The organism is Pseudomonas sp. NY15463 (assembly GCF_048068415.1).
Taxonomy (GTDB): domain Bacteria; phylum Pseudomonadota; class Gammaproteobacteria; order Pseudomonadales; family Pseudomonadaceae; genus Aquipseudomonas; species Aquipseudomonas mosselii_C.
Window position 1 is genome coordinate 279,961 of sequence record NZ_JBLUQD010000003.1, and the last position, 19,477, is coordinate 299,437.

The 19,477-nt window shown below is 64.2% G+C and carries 15 protein-coding genes and 1 pseudogene; 11 read left to right on the forward strand and 5 right to left on the reverse strand.

What is annotated here, in order from left to right; translation table 11 throughout:
* Positions 1-106 precede the first annotated feature (106 nt).
* The 4 genes from ycaC (ACNFIC_RS09140) to ACNFIC_RS09155 all read left to right on the forward strand — a co-directional run bounded on the left by ycaC (ACNFIC_RS09140) (position 107) and on the right by ACNFIC_RS09155 (position 4,480).
* Entirely contained in the window at positions 107-736 is a 630-nt protein-coding gene (ycaC, locus tag ACNFIC_RS09140) for an isochorismate family cysteine hydrolase YcaC (RefSeq protein ID WP_416780845.1), read from the forward strand.
* 117 nt (positions 737-853) lie between these two features.
* The gene (locus tag ACNFIC_RS09145) at positions 854-1,420 is read left to right on the forward strand and encodes an antibiotic biosynthesis monooxygenase (RefSeq protein ID WP_138221877.1); all 567 of its coding nucleotides are present in this window, start codon (positions 854-856) and stop codon (positions 1,418-1,420) included.
* Between the two features lie 41 nt (positions 1,421-1,461).
* Entirely contained in the window at positions 1,462-2,280 is an 819-nt protein-coding gene (locus ACNFIC_RS09150; protein WP_138221876.1) for an alpha/beta fold hydrolase, read from the forward strand.
* 358 nt (positions 2,281-2,638) lie between these two features.
* Positions 2,639-4,480, forward strand: a complete 1,842-nt coding sequence (locus ACNFIC_RS09155; protein ID WP_171031020.1) for an amidohydrolase — start codon at positions 2,639-2,641, stop codon at positions 4,478-4,480.
* A gap of 242 nt (positions 4,481-4,722) precedes the next feature.
* Here ACNFIC_RS09155 and ACNFIC_RS09160 read toward each other — a convergent pair whose 3' ends face one another.
* A complete protein-coding gene (locus tag ACNFIC_RS09160) occupies positions 4,723-5,634 on the reverse strand; it encodes a LysR substrate-binding domain-containing protein (protein ID WP_138221874.1) in 912 nt (303 codons plus the stop codon).
* A gap of 226 nt (positions 5,635-5,860) precedes the next feature.
* On the opposite strand from ACNFIC_RS09160, the gene ycaC (ACNFIC_RS09165) reads away from it, so the two are divergent.
* The gene (ycaC, locus tag ACNFIC_RS09165) at positions 5,861-6,490 is read left to right on the forward strand and encodes an isochorismate family cysteine hydrolase YcaC (RefSeq protein WP_416780846.1); all 630 of its coding nucleotides are present in this window, start codon (positions 5,861-5,863) and stop codon (positions 6,488-6,490) included.
* A gap of 69 nt (positions 6,491-6,559) precedes the next feature.
* Here ycaC (ACNFIC_RS09165) and ACNFIC_RS09170 read toward each other — a convergent pair.
* Positions 6,560-6,871, reverse strand: a pseudogene (locus tag ACNFIC_RS09170) (DUF6124 family protein).
* Between the two features lie 524 nt (positions 6,872-7,395).
* Between ACNFIC_RS09170 and ACNFIC_RS09175 the strand changes: the two are divergent.
* Positions 7,396-7,674, forward strand: coding sequence for a HigA family addiction module antitoxin (locus ACNFIC_RS09175; RefSeq protein WP_416780847.1), 279 nt, complete (start codon positions 7,396-7,398; stop codon positions 7,672-7,674).
* A gap of 3 nt (positions 7,675-7,677) precedes the next feature.
* Here ACNFIC_RS09175 and ACNFIC_RS09180 read toward each other — a convergent pair whose 3' ends face one another.
* Both ACNFIC_RS09180 and ACNFIC_RS09185 read right to left on the reverse strand, forming a co-directional pair.
* A complete protein-coding gene (locus tag ACNFIC_RS09180) occupies positions 7,678-9,465 on the reverse strand; it encodes a monovalent cation:proton antiporter-2 (CPA2) family protein (RefSeq protein WP_416780848.1) in 1,788 nt (595 codons plus the stop codon).
* Between the two features lie 219 nt (positions 9,466-9,684).
* A complete protein-coding gene (locus ACNFIC_RS09185) occupies positions 9,685-10,641 on the reverse strand; it encodes a GlxA family transcriptional regulator (RefSeq protein WP_416780849.1) in 957 nt (318 codons plus the stop codon).
* 224 nt (positions 10,642-10,865) lie between these two features.
* Here ACNFIC_RS09185 and ACNFIC_RS09190 point away from each other — a divergent pair, with 224 nt between their 5' ends.
* Positions 10,866-11,231, forward strand: coding sequence for a helix-turn-helix transcriptional regulator (locus tag ACNFIC_RS09190; protein ID WP_138220644.1), 366 nt, complete (start codon positions 10,866-10,868; stop codon positions 11,229-11,231).
* A 69-nt stretch (positions 11,232-11,300) separates the two neighbouring features.
* A complete protein-coding gene (gene ycaC, locus ACNFIC_RS09195; RefSeq protein ID WP_138220643.1) occupies positions 11,301-11,927 on the forward strand; it encodes an isochorismate family cysteine hydrolase YcaC in 627 nt (208 codons plus the stop codon).
* A 141-nt stretch (positions 11,928-12,068) separates the two neighbouring features.
* On the opposite strand, the gene ACNFIC_RS09200 is transcribed toward ycaC (ACNFIC_RS09195), so the two are convergent.
* Positions 12,069-17,156 (reverse strand): AAA family ATPase, encoded by a 5,088-nt coding sequence (locus tag ACNFIC_RS09200; protein ID WP_416780850.1) that lies wholly within the window; start codon positions 17,154-17,156, stop codon positions 12,069-12,071.
* Positions 17,157-17,392: 236 nt separating this feature from the next.
* On the opposite strand from ACNFIC_RS09200, the gene ACNFIC_RS09205 reads away from it, so the two are divergent.
* From ACNFIC_RS09205 to ACNFIC_RS09215, 3 genes are all read left to right on the forward strand, one after another.
* Complete coding sequence (locus ACNFIC_RS09205) at positions 17,393-18,385, forward strand: response regulator (protein WP_138220641.1); 993 nt, start codon at positions 17,393-17,395, stop codon at positions 18,383-18,385.
* 23 nt (positions 18,386-18,408) lie between these two features.
* Positions 18,409-18,762, forward strand: a complete 354-nt coding sequence (locus ACNFIC_RS09210; protein ID WP_138220809.1) for a response regulator — start codon at positions 18,409-18,411, stop codon at positions 18,760-18,762.
* Between the two features lie 248 nt (positions 18,763-19,010).
* The gene (locus tag ACNFIC_RS09215; RefSeq protein ID WP_416780851.1) at positions 19,011-19,466 is read left to right on the forward strand and encodes a hypothetical protein; all 456 of its coding nucleotides are present in this window, start codon (positions 19,011-19,013) and stop codon (positions 19,464-19,466) included.
* The last annotated feature ends 11 nt before the right edge of the window (positions 19,467-19,477 follow it).

The window sequence follows — 19,477 nt, forward strand, 5'->3', positions numbered from 1 at the left end:
TTTTCGCAGTCTACCGCTTCAAAGGTGATGAATCTAATCTTTGCTCATCAACGCGAAACACCGAACTCACAGCAAAGAACTTCAAAACCCTTTAGGAGCTACGACCATGACCCAATTCAAATACAACCGCCTGAACAAAGACGACGCCGCCGTTCTGCTGGTCGACCACCAGGCAGGCCTGCTGTCCCTGGTGCGCGACATCGAGCCGGATCGCTTCAAGAACAACGTGCTGGCCCTGGCTGACCTGGCCAAGTTCTTCAACCTGCCGACCATCCTCACCACCAGCTTCGAGCAAGGCCCGAACGGCCCGCTGGTGCCAGAGCTGAAGGCGCTGTTCCCGGACGCCCCGTACATCGCCCGCCCAGGCCAGATCAACGCCTGGGACAACGAAGACTTCGTCAAGGCAGTCAAGGCCACCGGCAAGAAGCAACTGATCATTGCCGGCGTGGTGACTGAAGTGTGCGTAGCCTTCCCGGCGCTGTCGGCCCTGGAAGAAGAGTTCGACGTGTTCGTGGTGACCGACGCCTCCGGCACCTTCAACGAAATGACCCGCGACGCCGCCCACGACCGCATGAGCCAGGCCGGTGCGCAACTGATGACCTGGTTCGGCGTGGCCTGTGAGCTGCACCGTGACTGGCGCAACGACATCGAAGGCCTGGCGGCGCTGTGCTCCAACCACATCCCCGACTACCGCAACCTGATGACCAGCTACAACGCCCTGACCGCCGCCAAGTAAGCCCCACTGCCCGGGCACCGTCAGTCGGTGCCCGGCACCCGGCAGCACACCCATTCAATCCTTCGCCCGTCTGCCGTTGCACAGTGGATGCGGGCAAGCTCATCCCAAGGAACACCGATGAACACCGCAACCGAAGCCAACCGCAACGTCGTTACGCTGGTGGTCCAGCACAAGGTTCGTGCCCAGTCCCTGAGCGACTACGAGGCCTGGCTCAAGCGTACCGTCAGCGCCGCGCGCCATCAGCCCGGGCACCTGGACGTCAACGTGATCCGCCCGGACGAGGGCGGGTGCCACTTCACCACCGTGGTGCGCTTCGCCGACGCATCCTTGCTGCAAGCCTGGGTCAATTCTGCCGAGCGCCAGGCCTTGGTCGAGCAGGTGCTGCCATTGCTTGAGGACGGTGACCATACCCAGGTACACGATGACCCGGAGTTCTGGTTCACCCCGCCAAGCGGCAGCGTCCCACAACCGCCACGTTGGAAACAGGCCCTGCTGACCTACCTGGTGATCTGCCCGATGACCATGATCATTCCGCAACTGCTGGCGCCGTTGTTCGCGCGCTACCCGCACCTGGGCGGCCCGATCACCGGCAACCTGATCGTCAACCTGTTTGTCATCCTGCCCGTGGTGTTCTACATCATGCCTTGGGTAACCCGCCGCTGTGCCAACTGGCTGCGCGGCTGAACGTTCCACGCACTCTCGATCACTTCTCAGGAGATACCGATATGAGCACGCTCGTCACCCGTGATGGCACCTCGATCTACTACAAGGACTGGGGCAGCGGCAAACCGGTCCTGTTCAGCCACGGCTGGCCGCTGGACGCCGACATGTGGGATTCGCAGATGGAGTACCTGGCCAGCCGCGGCTATCGCACCATCGCCTTTGACCGTCGGGGCTTCGGCCGTTCGAGCCAGCCGTGGAGCGGCTACGACTACGACACCTTTGCCGATGACATCGCCCAGTTGATTGAGCACCTGGACCTGCGCGAAGTCACCCTGGTGGGCTTCTCGATGGGCGGTGGTGATGTCAGCCGCTACATTGCCAAGCATGGCAGCGCACGGGTTGCAGGCCTGGTGTTGTTGGGCGCGGTGACCCCGGTGTTCGGCAAGCGTGCCGACAACCCGGACGGTGTCGATACCTCGGTGTTCGAGGGCATCCAGGCCGGGCTGCGCGCCGACCGGGCGCAGTTCATCGCAGACTTCGCCACGCCGTTCTACGGCATCAACCATGGCCAGCAGGTATCCCAGGGCGTGCAGACGCAGACCCTGAACATCGCGCTCATGGCCTCGATCAAAGGCACCCTGGATTGCGTATCCGCGTTCAGCGAAACCGATTTCCGCCCGGACATGGACAAGATCGATGTACCGACCTTGGTGATCCATGGCGACGACGACCAGATCGTGCCGTTCGAGACGACCGGCAAGAAGGCCGCCGAGCTGATTCGTGGGGCTGAGTTGAAGGTGTATGCCGGCGCTCCGCACGGTTTTGCCGTGACCCATGCGCAGCAGTTGAACGAGGACCTGCTGGCGTTCCTTCAGCGCTAACGGTGGGAGGCATTCGCGGGCAAGCCCGCTCCCACAGGTATCGCACAGCGATTGAAACCTGTGGGAGCGGGTTTACCCGCGAAGAGGCCGGCCCTGGCAGCACAAAAGTCCAACAGGGCTAACCTTCTACGACCCACCGCACATCCATTCAAGCCCTGACCGTGCGCCAACCGGCATGCTCCGCTGTTGCGCCTGCCGCACCTCGATGGAGAACAGCATGTCCCAGGATCCGAACGACAAGAGCCGTCGCCAGTTTCTCGCCACCAGCACCGTGCTCGGCGCCGCTGGGGCGCTCTGGTCCGCACTGCCCTTCACCGGCGCCGCCGGTTCCGCCCACGCAGCCACCCAAGGAGGCTCCATGACCGCCGACCTGATTCTGTTCAACGGCAAGCTGCACACCGTTGACCGCGAAAAACCCACTGCCACTGCTGTTGCCATCAAGGACGGCCGTTTCCTCGCGGTGGGCAGCGATGCCGAAGCCATGGCCCACAAGAGCGCCTCCACTCAGATCATCGACCTCAAGCAGCGCACGGTAATCCCAGGCCTGAACGACTCGCACCTGCACCTGATCCGTGGCGGCCTGAACTACAACCTCGAACTGCGTTGGGAAGGCGTGCCCTCGGTGGCCGACGCCCTGCGCATGCTCAAGGACCAGGCCGCGCGCACCCCGACGCCGCAGTGGGTGCGCGTGGTCGGTGGCTGGAACGAATTCCAGTTTGCCGAAAAGCGCATGCCAACCCTTGAAGAGATCAACCAGGCCGCGCCAGACACCCCGGTGTTCCTGCTCCACCTGTACGACCGCGCGCTGCTCAACCGCGCCGCCCTGGCCGCCGTGGGCTACACCAAGGACACGCCCAACCCGCCCGGTGGCGAGATCCAGCGCGACAAGTTCGGCAATCCCACCGGCATGTTGATCGCCCGCCCCAATGCCATGATCCTTTACGCCACGCTGGCCAAGGGGCCGAAGCTGCCGCTGGAGTACCAGGTCAACTCCACCCGTCAGTTCATGCGTGAACTCAACCGCCTGGGCCTGACCAGCGCCATCGATGCTGGCGGCGGCTACCAGAACTTCCCCGACGACTACTCGGTGATTCAGGAACTGGCCGACAACAACCAGCTAACCGTGCGCATCGCCTATAACCTGTTCACCCAGAAGCCCAAGGAAGAGCTGGACGACTTCCGCAAGTGGACCTCCAGCGTGAAGCTGCACAGCGGCACCGACTTCCTGCGCCACAACGGCGCTGGCGAGATGCTGGTGTTCTCCGCCGCCGACTTCGAGGACTTCCTCGAACCGCGCCCGGACTTGCCGCAAACCATGGAAGAAGAGCTGGAGCCGGTGGTGCGCCATCTGGTCGAGCAGCGCTGGCCGTTCCGCCTGCACGCCACCTACAACGAATCGATCACGCGCATGCTCGACGTGTTCGAGAAGGTCAACCGTGACATACCGTTCAACGGCCTGCCGTGGTTCTTCGATCACGCAGAAACCATCACCCCGCAGAACATCGAGCGTGTGCGTGCGCTGGGCGGCGGGATCGCGATTCAGGACCGCATGGCCTTCCAGGGTGAGTATTTCGTCGACCGCTACGGCGCCAAGGCCGCCGAGCAGACCCCGCCGATCAAGCGCATGCTCGAAATGGGCGTGCCGGTCGGGGCTGGCACCGACGCCACACGGGTGTCCAGCTACAACCCTTGGACCTCGCTGTACTGGCTGGTCAGCGGCAAGACCGTCGGCGGCATGGAGCTGTACCCGGAAGGCCTGGACCGCGACACCGCGTTGCAGCTGTTCACCCAGGGCAGTGCCTGGTTCTCCAGCGAACAGGGCAAGAAGGGCCAGATCAAGGTGGGCCAACTGGCGGACCTGGCGGCGCTGTCGCTGGACTTCTTCAGCGTCGAGCAGGAGGCGATCAAGGGCATCGAGTCGGTGCTGACCATCGTCGACGGCAAGGTGGTGTACGCGGCGGGCGAGTTCGAACGCCTGGGCCCACCGCAGGTGCCGGTGCTGCCGGAGTGGTCGCCGGTGGCCAAGGTGCCGGGGCACTGGCGCGTGGGCACCCCGTCGCTGGCGGCGGCGGTGCACCAATGCTCGGGGCCGTGCGGCGTGCATGCGCACAGCCACGAGAAGGCGCGTCATTCCAAGGTGCCGGTCAGCGACTTCCAGGGCTTCTGGGGGGCGCTGGGTTGCTCGTGCTTTGCGTTCTAAGACGTTGTGTTTTTCAGCGTCATGTGAGGTCGCTCCGTGTTGTCGATCTGCACGGCCTCATCAACCCGCTGTAGCGCGCTGACCGCTGGTAAGTAAACGTCTGTTAGAAACATCGAAGGCCGGTTCCCTTGGCGGGAACCGGCCTTTTTTCTGCGTCTAACGGGTCATTTGGGAAGTGCCCGACAAAACACGCAGAAACGGACCTCACGCTCGGCGGAGTACGCTTCCCCACGCTAGATTTTTCAGGCCATGTCGCTACTGGCGAACTCCTCGGCCAGGTGATCGATCAGCGCTCGCACCGATGGCAACAGGCCGCGGCGCGACGGGAAGATCGCATGCACGATGCCGCAGCGCGGGTGCCAGTCCGGGATCAGCTCGACCAGCCGGCCGGCAGCCAAATCCTCGCGCACCGCCACACGCGGCAGGTGCGCGATGCCCACCCCGGCCAGCACGAAGTGGCGCAGGGCGAACAGGTCGTCGGTGACCATGCGCGGGGTGTGCCGAATCACGATGCTGCGGCTGGTGTCCTCGCCCTGGAACAGCTCCCACTGGTACTCGCGCTGGGCGCTGCCCCAATGCAGGCTGGGCAGGCTGCTCAGCACATGCGGGTCGAAGCCTTTGGGCAACTGTTCAAGGTAGGAGGGGTGGCCGACCAGGCATTGGGTGCTGTTACTCAGCACCTTCATCACCATGTCGGTGTTCTCCAGTGGTGGGAAGCGCACCCGCAGCGCCACGTCGAAACCCTCGTGCAGCAGGTCGACGCGGCGGTTGGTGCTCTCGATGAACAACTCCACCTGCGGGTACTTGAGCATGTAGCGGGTGAGCATCGGCCCGACCCAGGAGTTGAGCAGGGTCGTCGGGCAACTGATGCGCACCAGCCCTCGCGGCTCGCTGCGATTGCGCTCGATGATCTCGGCGGCGCCCTCGGCCTCCACGCGCATGGCCAGGCAGCGGTTGTAATAAGCCTGGCCGATTTCGGTCAGCGAGCAGTGGCGGCTGGTGCGGTGTAGCAGGCGCACACCCAGGCGTTCCTCAAGGTCAGCGATGCGCCGGCTGAGCTTGGACTTGGGCATGTCCAGCGCGCGGCCAGCCGGTGCGAAGCCGCCGTGCTCCACCACCTGGGTGAAGTAGTAGAGGGAGTTGAGGTCTTCCAAGGGGTTCTCCAGATCCTGATAGTGCGCAGCTTCAAGCGTGTCGCGATCCCGGTGGGCGCGGGCTTGCCCGCGAAGAAGCCATCATCGACCCATCGTTCATAAAATGGAACGCTAAAGCCAATTTTCGCAGTCTACCGCTTCAAAGGTGATGAATCTAATCTTTGCTCATCAACGCGAAACACCGAACTCACAGCAAAGAACTTCAAACCCTTTAGGAGCTACGACCATGACCCAATTCAAATACAACCGCCTGAACAAAGACGACGCCGCCGTTCTGCTGGTCGACCACCAGGCAGGCCTGCTGTCCCTGGTGCGCGACATCGAGCCGGATCGCTTCAAGAACAACGTGCTGGCCCTGGCTGACCTGGCCAAGTTCTTCAACCTGCCGACCATCCTCACCACCAGCTTCGAGCAAGGCCCGAACGGCCCGCTGGTGCCAGAGCTGAAGGCGCTGTTCCCGGACGCCCCGTACATCGCCCGCCCAGGCCAGATCAACGCCTGGGACAACGAAGACTTCGTCAAGGCAGTCAAGGCCACCGGCAAGAAGCAACTGATCATTGCCGGCGTGGTGACTGAAGTGTGCGTAGCCTTCCCGGCGCTGTCGGCCCTGGAAGAAGAGTTCGACGTGTTCGTGGTGACCGACGCCTCCGGCACCTTCAACGAAATGACCCGCGACGCCGCCCACGACCGCATGAGCCAGGCCGGTGCGCAACTGATGACCTGGTTCGGCGTGGCCTGCGAGCTGCACCGCGACTGGCGCAACGACATCGAAGGCCTGGCGGCGCTGTGCTCCAACCACATCCCCGACTACCGCAACCTGATGACCAGTTATAACGCGCTGACGGCTGGCAAGTAATCGTCCACTGAAAATTGCGAAGGCCGGCTCCCCCAAAGGGTGCCGGCTTTTTTGCTTTGTCTGGAATGTTTATCTCGGGACTAGTCCGCTCTTACAAGCACCCTCTTCAATCCCATCGAGCATCGCCTCGACCAGCCCTTCGGCCAGTTCGATGCCCTGTAGATTGGCCCACTGCAAGCTCTTGCCCACGTCGTCCATATGCTCCAATGCTTTGTAGCCCACGTCTTAGGCACTGCGCAGGTATTCGGCGGCATGCGTAAGGGTATCGTGTGCGTTGATGTTCGGGTTCACCGAGAACAGCGGCGGGTGGCCGGCGTCGCATTTGCCAAAGGGGCGGTGGGTGGTGTCGGGGACGGGTGGGGCGGGGACGATCTTTTTCATGGCCAAGCTCCGATAGAGATATTGGCCGGCACCGTTCGTTTCCACGCGAAGGGTGGCGGCTGTACGCGGGGTGGAAACCCAGGTCATCGGAAACCCCGGCAGGCCATATGGCCTCCCGCGTACAGCTGCCGTCACGACAGAACTTCCGATATTCCAACAGCCGGATTTCCACGTCCGATCGCTGAACCGACAGCGACCGCAAGAGCCTAGAGGGCATGGTTTCCCCGGACAATCAGACTGGAGTCGACAGGATTCGTAGGGTATTTCCCAGGCTGTAGGATGCCCAGTGAGAAAGGTCTGATGAGTGCGTAGGACGACACTGAGGTAGGAACTTTCGACTGCGTTTTGGGGCACCTTCCAGCGAGATTGTCAGAAGCGCTTCGGCTACTGGTGGAGGTAAAGTGGGAACAGGTTGCCATGAGGGTGCATATGGCAATTTGGGGCCGCACAGCAGCTCCCATATTTTGATTTCGGCAACGATGTCGAACCTGGCGTCGCACTGGAGCACTACCAGGAAATTACCCATGCACAACCCGCCCCACCCAGGCGAAGCCCTGCGCGAAGACGTCCTGCCCGCAATCGGCATGAACGTCTCCTCCCCCGCCCGTCATCTCGGCTATTCTCGTGGCCAGTTATCCACCGTGCTCAACGGCCGTGCGGCGATTTCCGCCGACCTGGCCTATCGCCTGGAACTGGCAGGTCTGGGCAGTGCTCGCCAGTACCTAGCCGAACAAGCCGCCTACGACCTTTGGCAAGCCGCGCACCGTGAGCATCCGCCCATCGCTCGGCTTGCCTTCGCCTGAGCGTCAGTCTGCATCCGACTCAAACAACCGCTCCAACTCCACCCGCGCCTCCTTGGCGGTCTGCATCACCTTCGCGCGATCATCACGCACCTGCCCCTGGGCTTCGAGCACCTGCTCGTCGTGCTCGGTAAAGCGCTCGATGCGATCGGCCGCCTGGGCCTCGCTCAAGCCCAGCCCCACCAGTGCGCGGCGGCTCATTTCCAGGCTCGAATAAAACGTCTCGCGGATTGGCTCGGCACCGACGTCCAGCAGTTTGTGCACATGTTGGCGGTTACGCGCCCGGGCGATGACCTTCAGGTGCGGGTAAAGGCGCTTGACCCGTTCGGCGGTGTGGGTGGCGACCTCGGGGTCGTCGACGGTAATGATGAAATATTCGGCCTCGCCGACCTTGGCCGCATGCAGCACCTCGGGGCGCGACGGGTCGCCGTAGAACACCGGCACCTGCTCGAACATGCGGGTCATCTCGATGGTATCCACCGAGGTTTCCAGGGCGATGAAGGGGATCTTCTGTGCCCGCAGGATACGCGCCACGATCTGCCCCATGCGCCCCATGCCGACGATCACCGCGCGCGGGGTGCCGGCGTCGATGGCCTTGTACTGCTCGGGCACTTCGCGCGTCGGTTGCGGGCGCTTGAGGGCGCGGGCGCAGCCGAGCATCAGCAGGGGGGTGACGGCCATCGACAGGGTGATGGTCATCATCAGCAGGTCGTAGGTCTGGGTGTCGAACAGGCCTTGATCCTTGCCTAGCTTGAACACCACGAAGGCGAACTCGCCACCGGCTGCCAGCACCATGCCCAGGCGCAACGCGCTGGCCTTGTTCAGGCCACCGGCCAGGCGCCCGACGCCGATCAGCAGCGCCAGTTTCACGGTGATCAGCAGCAGGGTCAGGCTCAGTAGCACCAGCGGCATTTCCAGCAGCAGGCGCAGGTTGGCGCCCATGCCGACACTGATGAAGAACAGCCCCAGCAGTAGGCCCTTGAACGGCTCGATCTGTGATTCCAGTTCATGCCGGTATTCCGAATCGGCCAGCAGCAGGCCGGCCAGGAAGGCCCCCAGGGCCATCGAGATACCGGCCTCTTCCATCAGCCAGGCGGTGCCGATCACTACCAACAGCGCGGTGGCGGTGGACACCTCCGGCAGGCCCGTGCGGGCCACGGTGCGAAACAGCGGGCGCAGCAGATAGCGCCCGCCGACAATCACCACGGCGATACTGGCGAATACCTTCAGGCCATGCTCCAGGCTGTCGCCGTGGCTGGTGTCGGGGCCGTTTGCGGCCAGTAACGGCACCAGGGCGATCAGCGGGATGGCGGCGATGTCCTGGAACAGCAGGATGGCGAAGGCCAGGCGGCCATGCGGGGTGTTGAGCTGCTTGCTCTCGGCCAGGCTTTGCAGACCCAAGGCGGTGGACGACAGCGCCAGGCCCAGGCCAAGCACGATGGCCGCTGGCAGTGTCTGGCTGAAGCCGAACAGGGCGATGGCGCCAATCACCGCGCCGGTCAGCAGCACCTGTGCGGTGCCAACACCGAACACCGATTTGCGCATCAGCCACAGGCGTCGTGGCGACAGTTCCAGGCCGATGATGAACAGCAGCAGGACCACGCCCAATTCGGAAATGTGCGCGACGCTCTCGGTGTCGCGGATCAGGCCCAGTGCTTGCGGGCCGATGGCCACGCCCGCGAGCAGGTAGCCGATCACGGCGCCTAGCTTCAGGCGTTTGGCGAGGGGGACGGCGATGACGGCGGCGAACAGGAAGATCACCGCGGTTTGCAGCAGGCTGCCTTCGTGTGGCATGGGTTCTGGCTCCGTTAACTGCCGGGGCAGCGGTTATAGCGTTGAGTCGAGCATTTTGCGGAATGGGCTGTGTGGAGACAATCCGATTCTATGGAGACATATTGTCTCCTTGAAGGGGACAATATGAACCGCACGCACGCCTATGTAGGAGCGGCCTTGCCGGGACGCCGGACCGGCAAGGCCGCTCCTACCTGTGTCGCGTGTGGTCCGGCTGTTGCGTCACCCGCCAAACTGCGCGCGGTACTGGCTCGGCGTCATGCCGATCCGCTCGCCGAACACCTTGCGCATGTGCCGGTCGCTGCCGAACCCACTGCGCGCGGCCACCACCTTGAGTGGCAAATCCGAGCCCTCGAGCAACTTGCGCGCATGGTCGATGCGCGCGTTCTGCAAGTATTGCAGTGGCGTGATCCCCACGTCGCGCTGGAACGCGCGGGCGAAGTTACGCGCGCTCATGGCCGCCAACTCGGCCATTTTCTGCACGGTGAAGGCTTCGTCGATATGGTCGACGATATACGCCTGGACCCGGGCGATTGGGCCGCCGTCACGCGGCACCGCTGCCAGCAATGGACCGTAGGGCAACTGACCGCCTTGGCGGTGTCGCGCCACCAGCAGCACCTTGGCCACTTCCAGCGCCAAGTCCCGGCCATGATCCTCGGCCACCACGGCCAGGGCCAGGTCGATACCGGCGGTGATGCCGCCGGAGGTGATCAAGTTACGGTCGGTCACGTAGATCTGTTCGGTTTCCACTCGTGCTTCGGGAAACTGCCGCGCCAGGCGCTCGATGTAGTTCCAGTGGGTGGTGCAGCGATAGCCGCTGAGTAATCCAGCGCGCCCCAGCAGGAAAATACCGGTACAGATCGCACCGAAACGCTTAGCGCTGCGCGCTGCCTGCGCCAGCCAACGCTCTAGCGCCGGTGTCGGATGGTCGTAGGCGCCTGGGCCGCCAGGCACCAGCAGCAGGTCGACGTTCATCGGCAACGCCTCCAGGCGTGCGTCGGCCAGTACCTTCAGGCCGCAGGAGCTACGCAGCGGGGCGTTGTCTTCGGCAAGGGTGAGCAGGTGGTAGTGCTGGTCTGCCGGGAGGAACCGGTTGGCGATGGAAAAGACGTCCATAGGGCCGCTGACATCCAGCATCAGAACATCGTTGAACAGCACTATCACCACTGTTTTCAGCATCGTGACTCACCTTTGCGACTACCTGTGCAGATAGCCTGAAATCAAACATACGAGCATTTTAAAGGATCGCTAGGGCGTGTAGGGCCAGCGCGCCCGAGAGCGTCATGGGCCAGACGCGACCTGCGTGGTGACGGGCTGTCACGCTTAAGAACTTTTAAGGTTCGGCTCAGGACTTTGTCATCGGCCGCGCGCCAGACTTCCTGCATCGAAACAGGAGAGTCGACATGGCCCTTGAGTCCGCCCCAGAAGCCCGGCACACCCAGCCCGGCGCGCTGACCCCGCAGCGCTTGCGCCAGGCCAAGGAACTCATGCTCCACAGCCCACTGTCGATCATCCAGATCGCCAGCGTCTGCCATCTCACGCGCAGTCACTTCTCGCGCGCCTTCAAGGTGGCTACCGGACTGTCGCCGCAAGCCTGGCGCCTGCGAGCACGCATGGAAAAGGCCAAACGTCTGCTGGCCACCGAAGTGCCGATCACCCATGTCAGCCTGGAGTGCGGCTTCTGTGACCAAGCGCATTTCACGCGCGCCTTCAGCCGTTTGGTCGGTCAGCCTCCCAAGGCCTGGCGTCAGGCGGCGGGTCACCTTTAATGCCGTGTTACCCAAAGGTATAGGCCCTAGGACCAATGCCACCTTCATCCCACCCAAGGAGTCACCGTCGTGAGCCAACCTGACTACAAGCGCCTGAACAAAGATGATGCCGTCGTGCTGCTGGTCGATCACCAGACCGGCCTGATCTCGCTGGTGCAGGATTTCTCGCCCAACGAGTTCAAGAACAACGTGCTGGCTTTGGGTGACCTGGCCAAGTTCTTCGGCCTGCCGACCATCCTCACCACCAGCTTCGAGCAAGGCCCCAATGGCCCGCTGGTGCCGGAACTCAAGGAGATGTTCCCGGACGCGCCGTACATCGCCCGCCCTGGCCAGATCAACGCTTGGGACAACGAAGATTTCGTCAAGGCGATCAAGGCCACTGGGCGCAAGCAACTGATCATTGCCGGCGTGGTGACTGATGTGTGCGTGGCGTTCCCGACCCTGTCGGCGCTGGCCGAGGGCTTCGACGTGTTCGTCGTCACCGACGCCTCGGGCACCTTCAACGAGACCGTGCAGCAGGCCGCGTGGGCGCGCATGACTCAAGCCGGGGCGCAGATGATGAACTGGTTCTCGGTGGCGTGTGAGTTGCATCGCGACTGGCGCAACGACATCGAAGGCCTGGGCAACCTGCTGTCCCAGCGCATCCCCAATTACCGCAACTTGATGAACAGTTATGCGGCGTTGACGGCGCGCTGATCTGGAGCGGCCTTGTGCCGCGAAAAGGCTGCGTAGCAGCCTCGGCGATTTTGCATCATGCATAAATCCCGGGGCGCGCTACGCGACCCTTTCCGACCGGCCCTGCACCCCGGCAAGGCCCTTGTTACAAGTACCTACACATCAGCCGGCTTGTGTGCCCGCCACCGGCACGCTGAAGCGAATGCAGCACCCGCCCAGCTCCGAGTCCAACGCCTGCAAGCGCCCGCCGTGGGCCTGCACCACCGACATGCAGATTGCCAGCCCCATGCCCAGTCCACCGGGCTTGGTGGTGTGGAACACCTCGAACACCTGTTCGCGGTCTTGAGCATCAATGCCGGGGCCGTTGTCGTCCACTTGCACCTGCACCTCGTCGCCACAGCGGCATGAGCTGATGCGCACCACGCCATCACCGCGATACCCGGCCAGCGCCTCCAGCGCGTTGGTGAGCAGGTTGAACACCAGTTGCTGGATTTGCACAGGGTCTGCCAGCACCGTCACCCCGGCATCCAGCTGCGCCTGGATTTTCACCGCACTCTTGAGAGCATCGGCCGAGGCCAGGCGGATCACTTGCAAGATCAAGTCGTCGAGCTTCAGCGTCTTGAACTGCATCGGCGTCTGCTTGGCCAGCGAGCGCAGGGCGCGAACGATATTGGCTGCGCGCTCGCTGTCGGCGCGGATGTCTTCCAGACCCGCCATGGCTTCGTCGAGATCCGGCGTATCGCGGCGCAGCCAGCGCAGGCTAGCCGCTGCGTTGGAGGCGATGCCCAGCAGTGGCTGGCTGATCTCGTGGGCGATGGACGCCGACAGTTCGTTCATCACTTGCAAATGCGCACTGCGCGCCAGCTCTGCCCGCGAGCGCCGCAGCTCGGCTTCCATTTGAGCGCGGGTCTGGTGCTCTTCGGCCAGGCGGGTATAGAACTTGGCGGTCTGCAGCGACACCGCCGCTTGCGCTGCGAGGATTTCCAGCATGGCCAGGCGCTGGCCGCCGAACAGGTTGGGCACCAGGCAGTTTTCCAGATACACCAGACCGATCAGCACCCCCTGGATCACCAATGGCAGGCACAGCACCGAGCGTGCACCACGCGCGTGCAGGTCCTGGCGGAACGCTTCGGGGCAGTCCACTTGGGCGTCGTGCAGCAGCAGGGTTTTCTTGGTGCGCAGGGTCGCGTTGATGATCGAGCGCGGCGCCTGAGTCATGAACTTCTGGCACTGCTCCATGCTCACCCGCAGCCCGGCGTCGTCGATGTCGGCCAGCGCGGCCATCTGGTACTCCGCACCACTGACGATCAACAGCGCGCCATGGTCGGCACCGGCATGCTGGGTGAGCTGACCCATCAGGGTTTCGATCAGGCCTTCGAGCAAGGTTTCTTCGGACAAGGCGCGCGCAGCCTCGATACCGGCTTCCAGGTCCAGGTTGGCTTGTGAGGTCGTGCAGAAGGTTTCTTGAATTGGCTGGGTGCGCAGGAACGGGTGCAGCGTCTCAAGCTGGCGCACCTTGCCCGTGGCGCCCCACAGATGAAAGCAATCGCGGGCGATGCGCAGGTGCAGGTTGGCGCCCGAGATCAGCCCACTGGGGATGCACACCTCGGCCAGTTGCTCGTGGGCGATGGCCTGCTCGTGGATAAAGCCGGCAGCGGTGGCGGCGATCTGCGCCTGGTCGAAGCAGCGAATGGCCGACAGCCCATCACCCTGAAGGCGGGCGATCAACCCTTCGATCAGCAGCACCTTGTTGCGGAACGTGACCGGATTGAACTGCGTCCACTGGCTGAACACCAGGCGTAACCGGGCCAGGCGTTCGAGCTTCGCTTCAAGCGTACCCGGTGCTTGCGGGCTGCCCAGGGTCAGTGCCTGGAACAGGTGGAAATCGGCCAGGTTGATGTGCGCCGGCACCGCCCAGACGTGGCCATCGGCCTGCTCCAAGTGCGCCGTGGCCTGGCCGATATCGCCCAGGTAGAACGCCGCCATGCCGGCGAACAGGCTCTGGAAGAAACGCGTGGTGCTGGAACTGATGCAGGCGCTCGGTGTGTCGTGCAGCCTCACGGCGTTGCGCTCATCGTGCGTAGCGGGAGCGCCGCACAGGTCGGCGACGAAGGCTTGTTGGGCGAGCAGAATGAATTCGACATCGCGGTAGCCATAGCGGCGCACGGTGGCCAGGCCGCGCTCGACTTCCTGGTTCACCGCATCCAGGTGCTTGCCCATCACCAGCGCGTCCGAGACGGCGTGGCAGCAGGCGTAGCAGGCCATGGCCAAGTCACCGGAAAGGTTGGCCGAGTCGATTGCCTCCAGCGCGGTACGGCGAGCGAACTCCATGGGTGAGGTCCAGGCGCTGACCTGATCCAGGGCCAGCAAGGTGCTGGTCAGGTCGCATTCGAATCCGTGCCGCTCGATCAGCTTGAGCGCCGCCAGGCAGTAAGCGTGGCCGTCGTGGTAGGCGGCGAAGCGCTCGGCGCACATCACCCCGAACCAGGCCAGGCCGTAGGTGCTGCCGGGGGCCACGCCGTGGGCCAGGCTCAGTTCCAGGATGCGCGACAAGTGCAGGAAGCGGATTTCGTCGCGCACGAAGAATGACGAGGACAGCGTCGCGAGCAGTGCAATGGCCACCTCGACAGGCTCGGACGTGGCGCGTGGCAAAGCCTCCAGGCAGTGGCGACCGCGTTGCTCGATCAGTCTACGGACAGTGGCGTACTGGCGCTCGACGGGCTGTGGCTCGTCGCCGTGGTTCAGCTCGATTCCCAGCAGTTGCAGGCCACGCATGGCTTCGTCAATGGCGGCTGGGTAATCCGAGCGCAGGGTGTTCAGGCGTGCGGCCAAGCGGTGGGCCGTGGCGCGCTCCAGTGCTGTACGGGCGTGGCGATGGCACGCGGCGATACCGGCCTCGGCGCGCCCCGTGCGTGACAGCAGCATGTCGCATTCGGTGGCCATGCAGGCGAGGGTGAACGCCTGCCGTGCATCAATCGGGCAACGCTGTTGCAAGGCGTGCGCCGCTTGCAGGTAGCCGGCGGCCTGCTCGTGGGAGGCTGCGTCGCGGGCCTGGGTGGCGGCGCGCAGCAGCAGCGCAAGGAAGGTCGCGCATTGCTGCGCGGTGAAGCGATCGGTCGCGGCCCGCTGGAGCTGGTTGGCCAGTTCGAACAGGCCCTCACGGGGGCTGTCTGCCCAGGCCTGCCACATGGCTTGGGCGATACGCGCGTGCTGCGCGCTGCGTTCGTGCTCCGGGGTGAGTTGATAGGCGGCTTCCTGCACGCGGTCATGGGCGAAAGCCAGGCCATGCGCGGTGGACGCGAGGAAACCCGCCTCGCGCAAGGCTTTGAGCCGGCCGTCGAGGCGCTCGTCCGGCTGCCCCGCCAGGCGCCGCAGCAGCGCTACATCGAAGCGCCCGCCGGCGGCTGCCGCGAGCCTGAGCAACTCGCGCTGGCCCGAGGGCAGGCGGGTCAGGCGCTGCACCATCAGGTCGGCGACGTTGTCGGCATAGCGATGGTGGGCCACGGCGTCTATCGACCAGGACCAGCGCATGGCGTGGGTATCGAAGACGAACAACCGGTCTTCGACCATCGCCCGCAGAATTTGCCGGACGAAGAACGGATTGCCTGCGGTCTTGGCGTGCACCCGCTCGGCCACCGGGAGCGCCTCGGCGGCATTGACGTGATAGCGGGTCACGATCAGTTCGACGATCGCCGCGACCGGCAGCGGCTGTAGGGTGAGGCTCTGGCAGCGCAGGGCGGTGGGCGTGGCAGGCAGGTCGATCAGTGACATGGCGCTGCCATCGCTGCGGCTGGCGAGGATCAGCAACAGACCTCGCGGCGGCTTTGCCAGCAGCGCTTGCAGCAGGTAACGGCTGGCATCGTCGGCCCATTGCAGATCATCGAGGAAGATCGCCAGTGGTTGGCCGGGGCTGCTGAAGGCTTCGAGCACCTCGACGATGGCGCGGTGCTCTTTTTCCAGCGTCAGGCGCGACGCTTGTATGGAGAAGTCGGCACTGGGGCCGAGGATCAATTGCAGATCGGGCGCCAGTTGGCTGAGCAATTGGCCGCGACCCTGGAGGCGCTGGCGAATATCGCGAGCGGTGGCGTCCAGGTCGCTGCTGTTCCTGGCCAGCAACTGCGTGGCCAACGTACCGAGGATCTCGATCCAGGGGGCATAGGGCACCGCTTGCTCAAGGCTGTTGCACTTGCCGCTGGCCCAATAACCGTTGGCGTGGACCTTGAGCGAGGTGTGCACCAGGCTCGACTTGCCCATGCCGGTGGCGCCGTTGACCAGCAGGCCTTGGGGGGTGTTGTCGCGGCGCAGGCTGTCGAGCAGGCGGGCGATGGTCTGCTGTTCAGCGTCGCGTCCATACAGGCGCTCGCCGGCGGCGGGCACCAGGTCGGCGCAACCTGGGGTGAACGGCGCGATGTCGCCATGCGCAGCCCATTGCCGTTGGCAATGCGCCAGGTCGATGGCCAGTGCTTCGGCGCTCTGGTAGCGCGCATCGGGCTCCTTGGCCAAGGCCTTGCCGAGGATCTGGCTGATCACCCTTGGCAGGGTCGGGTCAAGCTCCCCGGCTGGCCGCGGTTGCACGCCTGCATGCAGCTGGCGCCAGTGCTGGATGTCGCGTCCGGCCAGTGGCAGTTGGCCGAGCAACAACTGGTAGAGGATGGCCGCCAACGCATAGATATCGCTGCGCCGGTCGGTGTGGGTGCCGTGCGGGCAGACCTGCTCGGGGGCCAGGTAGGTCCAGCTGTCGGGCTGGGTGCTCGGGATGTCGCTGGCATCGGCGCGAAAACCGCCAATGCGCACTTGTCCATCGTTGCCGATCAGCAACTGGCGCGGGCGCAGGGCGCCGTGCACGGCATTGCCCTGGTGGGCCTTGGCCAAGGTGGTGGCAGCGTTCACCGCGACGTGTAGGAAGCGCTCCAGACAAAGCCGACCCTGGTCGATCAGGTCGGCTACCGACAGCCCGGTGGGATAGACCAGCAATGGCCCTTCGGCCGAGCGCACGTAGGCTGCGGGCAGCACTGCCCAGGCCGGGTCCAGCGCCAGTCGGTAGTCGCGCTCCAGGCGTTGGCAGGCGGCCGGCGACTCGACCGGTGCACGGATCGCGTGCCAGGACTGGCGGGTCTCGGTGTCGAACAGGCAGAAGTGGCACAGCTCGCCTTCCTGGCCCAGCGCTACCGTGGTGCAGCGGCTCAGCCAGTGTTCGTCGATCGCCGGATCGTTATCGACCGACACGAGAACGAGACATTCATCGAGCATCATGGCACCCCTGCAAACGACAGCCTGGCGAGGAGTATACGGAGCGCCTGGGCGACGCAATGCGGCGCGGGGCGCCTTGGCAGGAACGGGAACCATTCTGACCGTTATGGTCCGCTCGGGCGCCGGCAAGGTGCGCGGGGCTGTGTGATAGTTCTAAGACTGCTCGTTGTCCGCGTGCGCCGGCCTATCGTGCTCAAGCCCGCGCAATCGCCACAGCCCTGAGAGTCGAGGATGCGATGATCCGAATAGGCAAAGCCATGGTGTCGCTTGAGCGACGCGAGGCCTTCCGCGACGGCCAGCCGATCCCGCTGGGAGGCCGCGCGTTCGAGGTGCTGGCGACCTTGGCGCGGGCCAATGGCCGGGTGGTGAGCAAGGACGAATTGTTCAGCCAGGTCTGGTCAGGCACGGTGGTCGAGGACAACAACTTGCAGGTACAGGTCTCGCTGTTACGCAAGTGGCTGGGTGACAAGCAGGTCATCCAGACCGTACCGCGCCGGGGTTATCGCTTGCTCGCCGACCTTTCGCCGGATACCTCGGCGCTGGCACCGGCGCGTGCCTGCCATGCGCTCGACAGCCATGCCCTGGAGCCTGACGGCGCTGCGGTGCACGTGCTAGTGGTTGATGACGATCCGTCGGTGCGCAATGCGCTGGGGCGCTTGTTCCGGGCCGAAAACATCCCCCATCGCCTGTACGCCTCGGCTGAGGCGTTGCTCGAACAGCAGTGGGACACGCCCTACGCCTGCCTGTTGTTGGATATCAACCTGCCAGCCGCTTCGGGCCTTGAGTTGCAACACGCTTTGCGCCGCCTCGACCTGCCTTGGCCGATTGTCTTCATGACCGGCTACGGGACCATCCCGTTGACGGTGCAGGCCATGCGCGCCGGGGCGTTCGAGTTCCTCACCAAACCGTTCGACGAGCGCCAGTTGCTGGCGTTGCTGGAGGCCGTGCGTGCTCGCGCGGTGGCCGCCGGTCGCGACTGGCGACAGGCACGCCAAGTGCGCGACAAGTACCAGCATCTCACGCCCCGCGAGCGCGAAGTGTTCGCGCTGGTGGTCGAAGGCCTGTCGCACAAGCAGATCGCCGGTCAGTTGGGCACCAGTGAAGTGACCATCAAGGTCCACAAGAAGAACATCATGAACAAGATGCAGTCCCGCTCGCTGGTCGAGCTAGTGGCCATGCATCAGGTGATCGCGGGTGATGCCCAGGCCTTTGGCCAGGGCGTGGCATGACCGGTCGGGGCCGCCCGGTGAGGGTGTGCATCGTCGACGACGACGTCTCGGTGCGCAAGAGCCTGTCGAACCTGCTGCGTTCGGCGGGTTTCGAGGCGTATCCCTTCGCCGATGGCAAGGTGTTCCTGGCCTCGCGACTGTCGCGTGAGGCCGATTGCGCGTTGGTCGACCTGAAAATGCCCGGGTGCAGTGGTCATGAGGTGCAGCGTGAATTGGCACGGCGCGGGTATGCCTTGCCGGTGATTTGCATGTCGGCGCATTGGGACCCCATGGCGCGACAGGATTCGATGGGGCGGGGGGCGGTGATTTGCCTGGGCAAGCCGTTCAGCGAGGAAACCCTGCTCAGGGCCGTGGCGCAGGCACTGGCGGCACGGTAACCGGGGCCGAGCACATTGCTGGCGCCATCGATTGAGCACCGCGCTGACCGGCCCAGGCGCGTGGTCGGTGGCGGGGATAGCGGCACGCCGCAGGTTGAACTAAACGTTGTGCGGCTTCTCTTAGACGACCATTTCAGCGATTGTGCTGATTCGACGCGTTCAAGGGACTGAAAGTATGTGTGCTCGTATCCACGGCTTGGTCGCCCGCCTATGCGGTGGCATCTCGACCTGGTGCAAGGCTATTTTGCATGGATGATCAACACGCCTATCCAACCCCCCGTGTGCTGCTGGCGTTCATTGCAGCGCCTTCGTTGACCGGGTTGCTGCTGGTGCTGGCCGAGCTTGTGCATTCGCTCATGGGCGCAAGCGCTTTGACCAATGCGCTCGGCTACTTCGGCCTGGCCGTGGTGATGATGATCGGCGCCTTGATGTTCTATGGTATTCCCGCCGTGCTCGTGGGGCTGACTTGCGTGGTGTTGCGTCTTCAGCGTACCTGGCGGGCCGGTTCGCTGGTCGTGTCGTTGGCCGCCTTGTTGTCCCAGGGGTGGGCCGAATTCATGGCCAGCCAGACCATCAGCGGGGAGTTGTTCCTGACATTGCCGGGGCTTGGCAGACTGACGTCGGCAGCCTTGGGCGCTGGTGCCAGCCTGGTGGTGGTCTGGTGGGTGCTGCCCAAGCCCCGAAGTGAGGGCTTGGGCGGCTAGTTGCCGAGCCC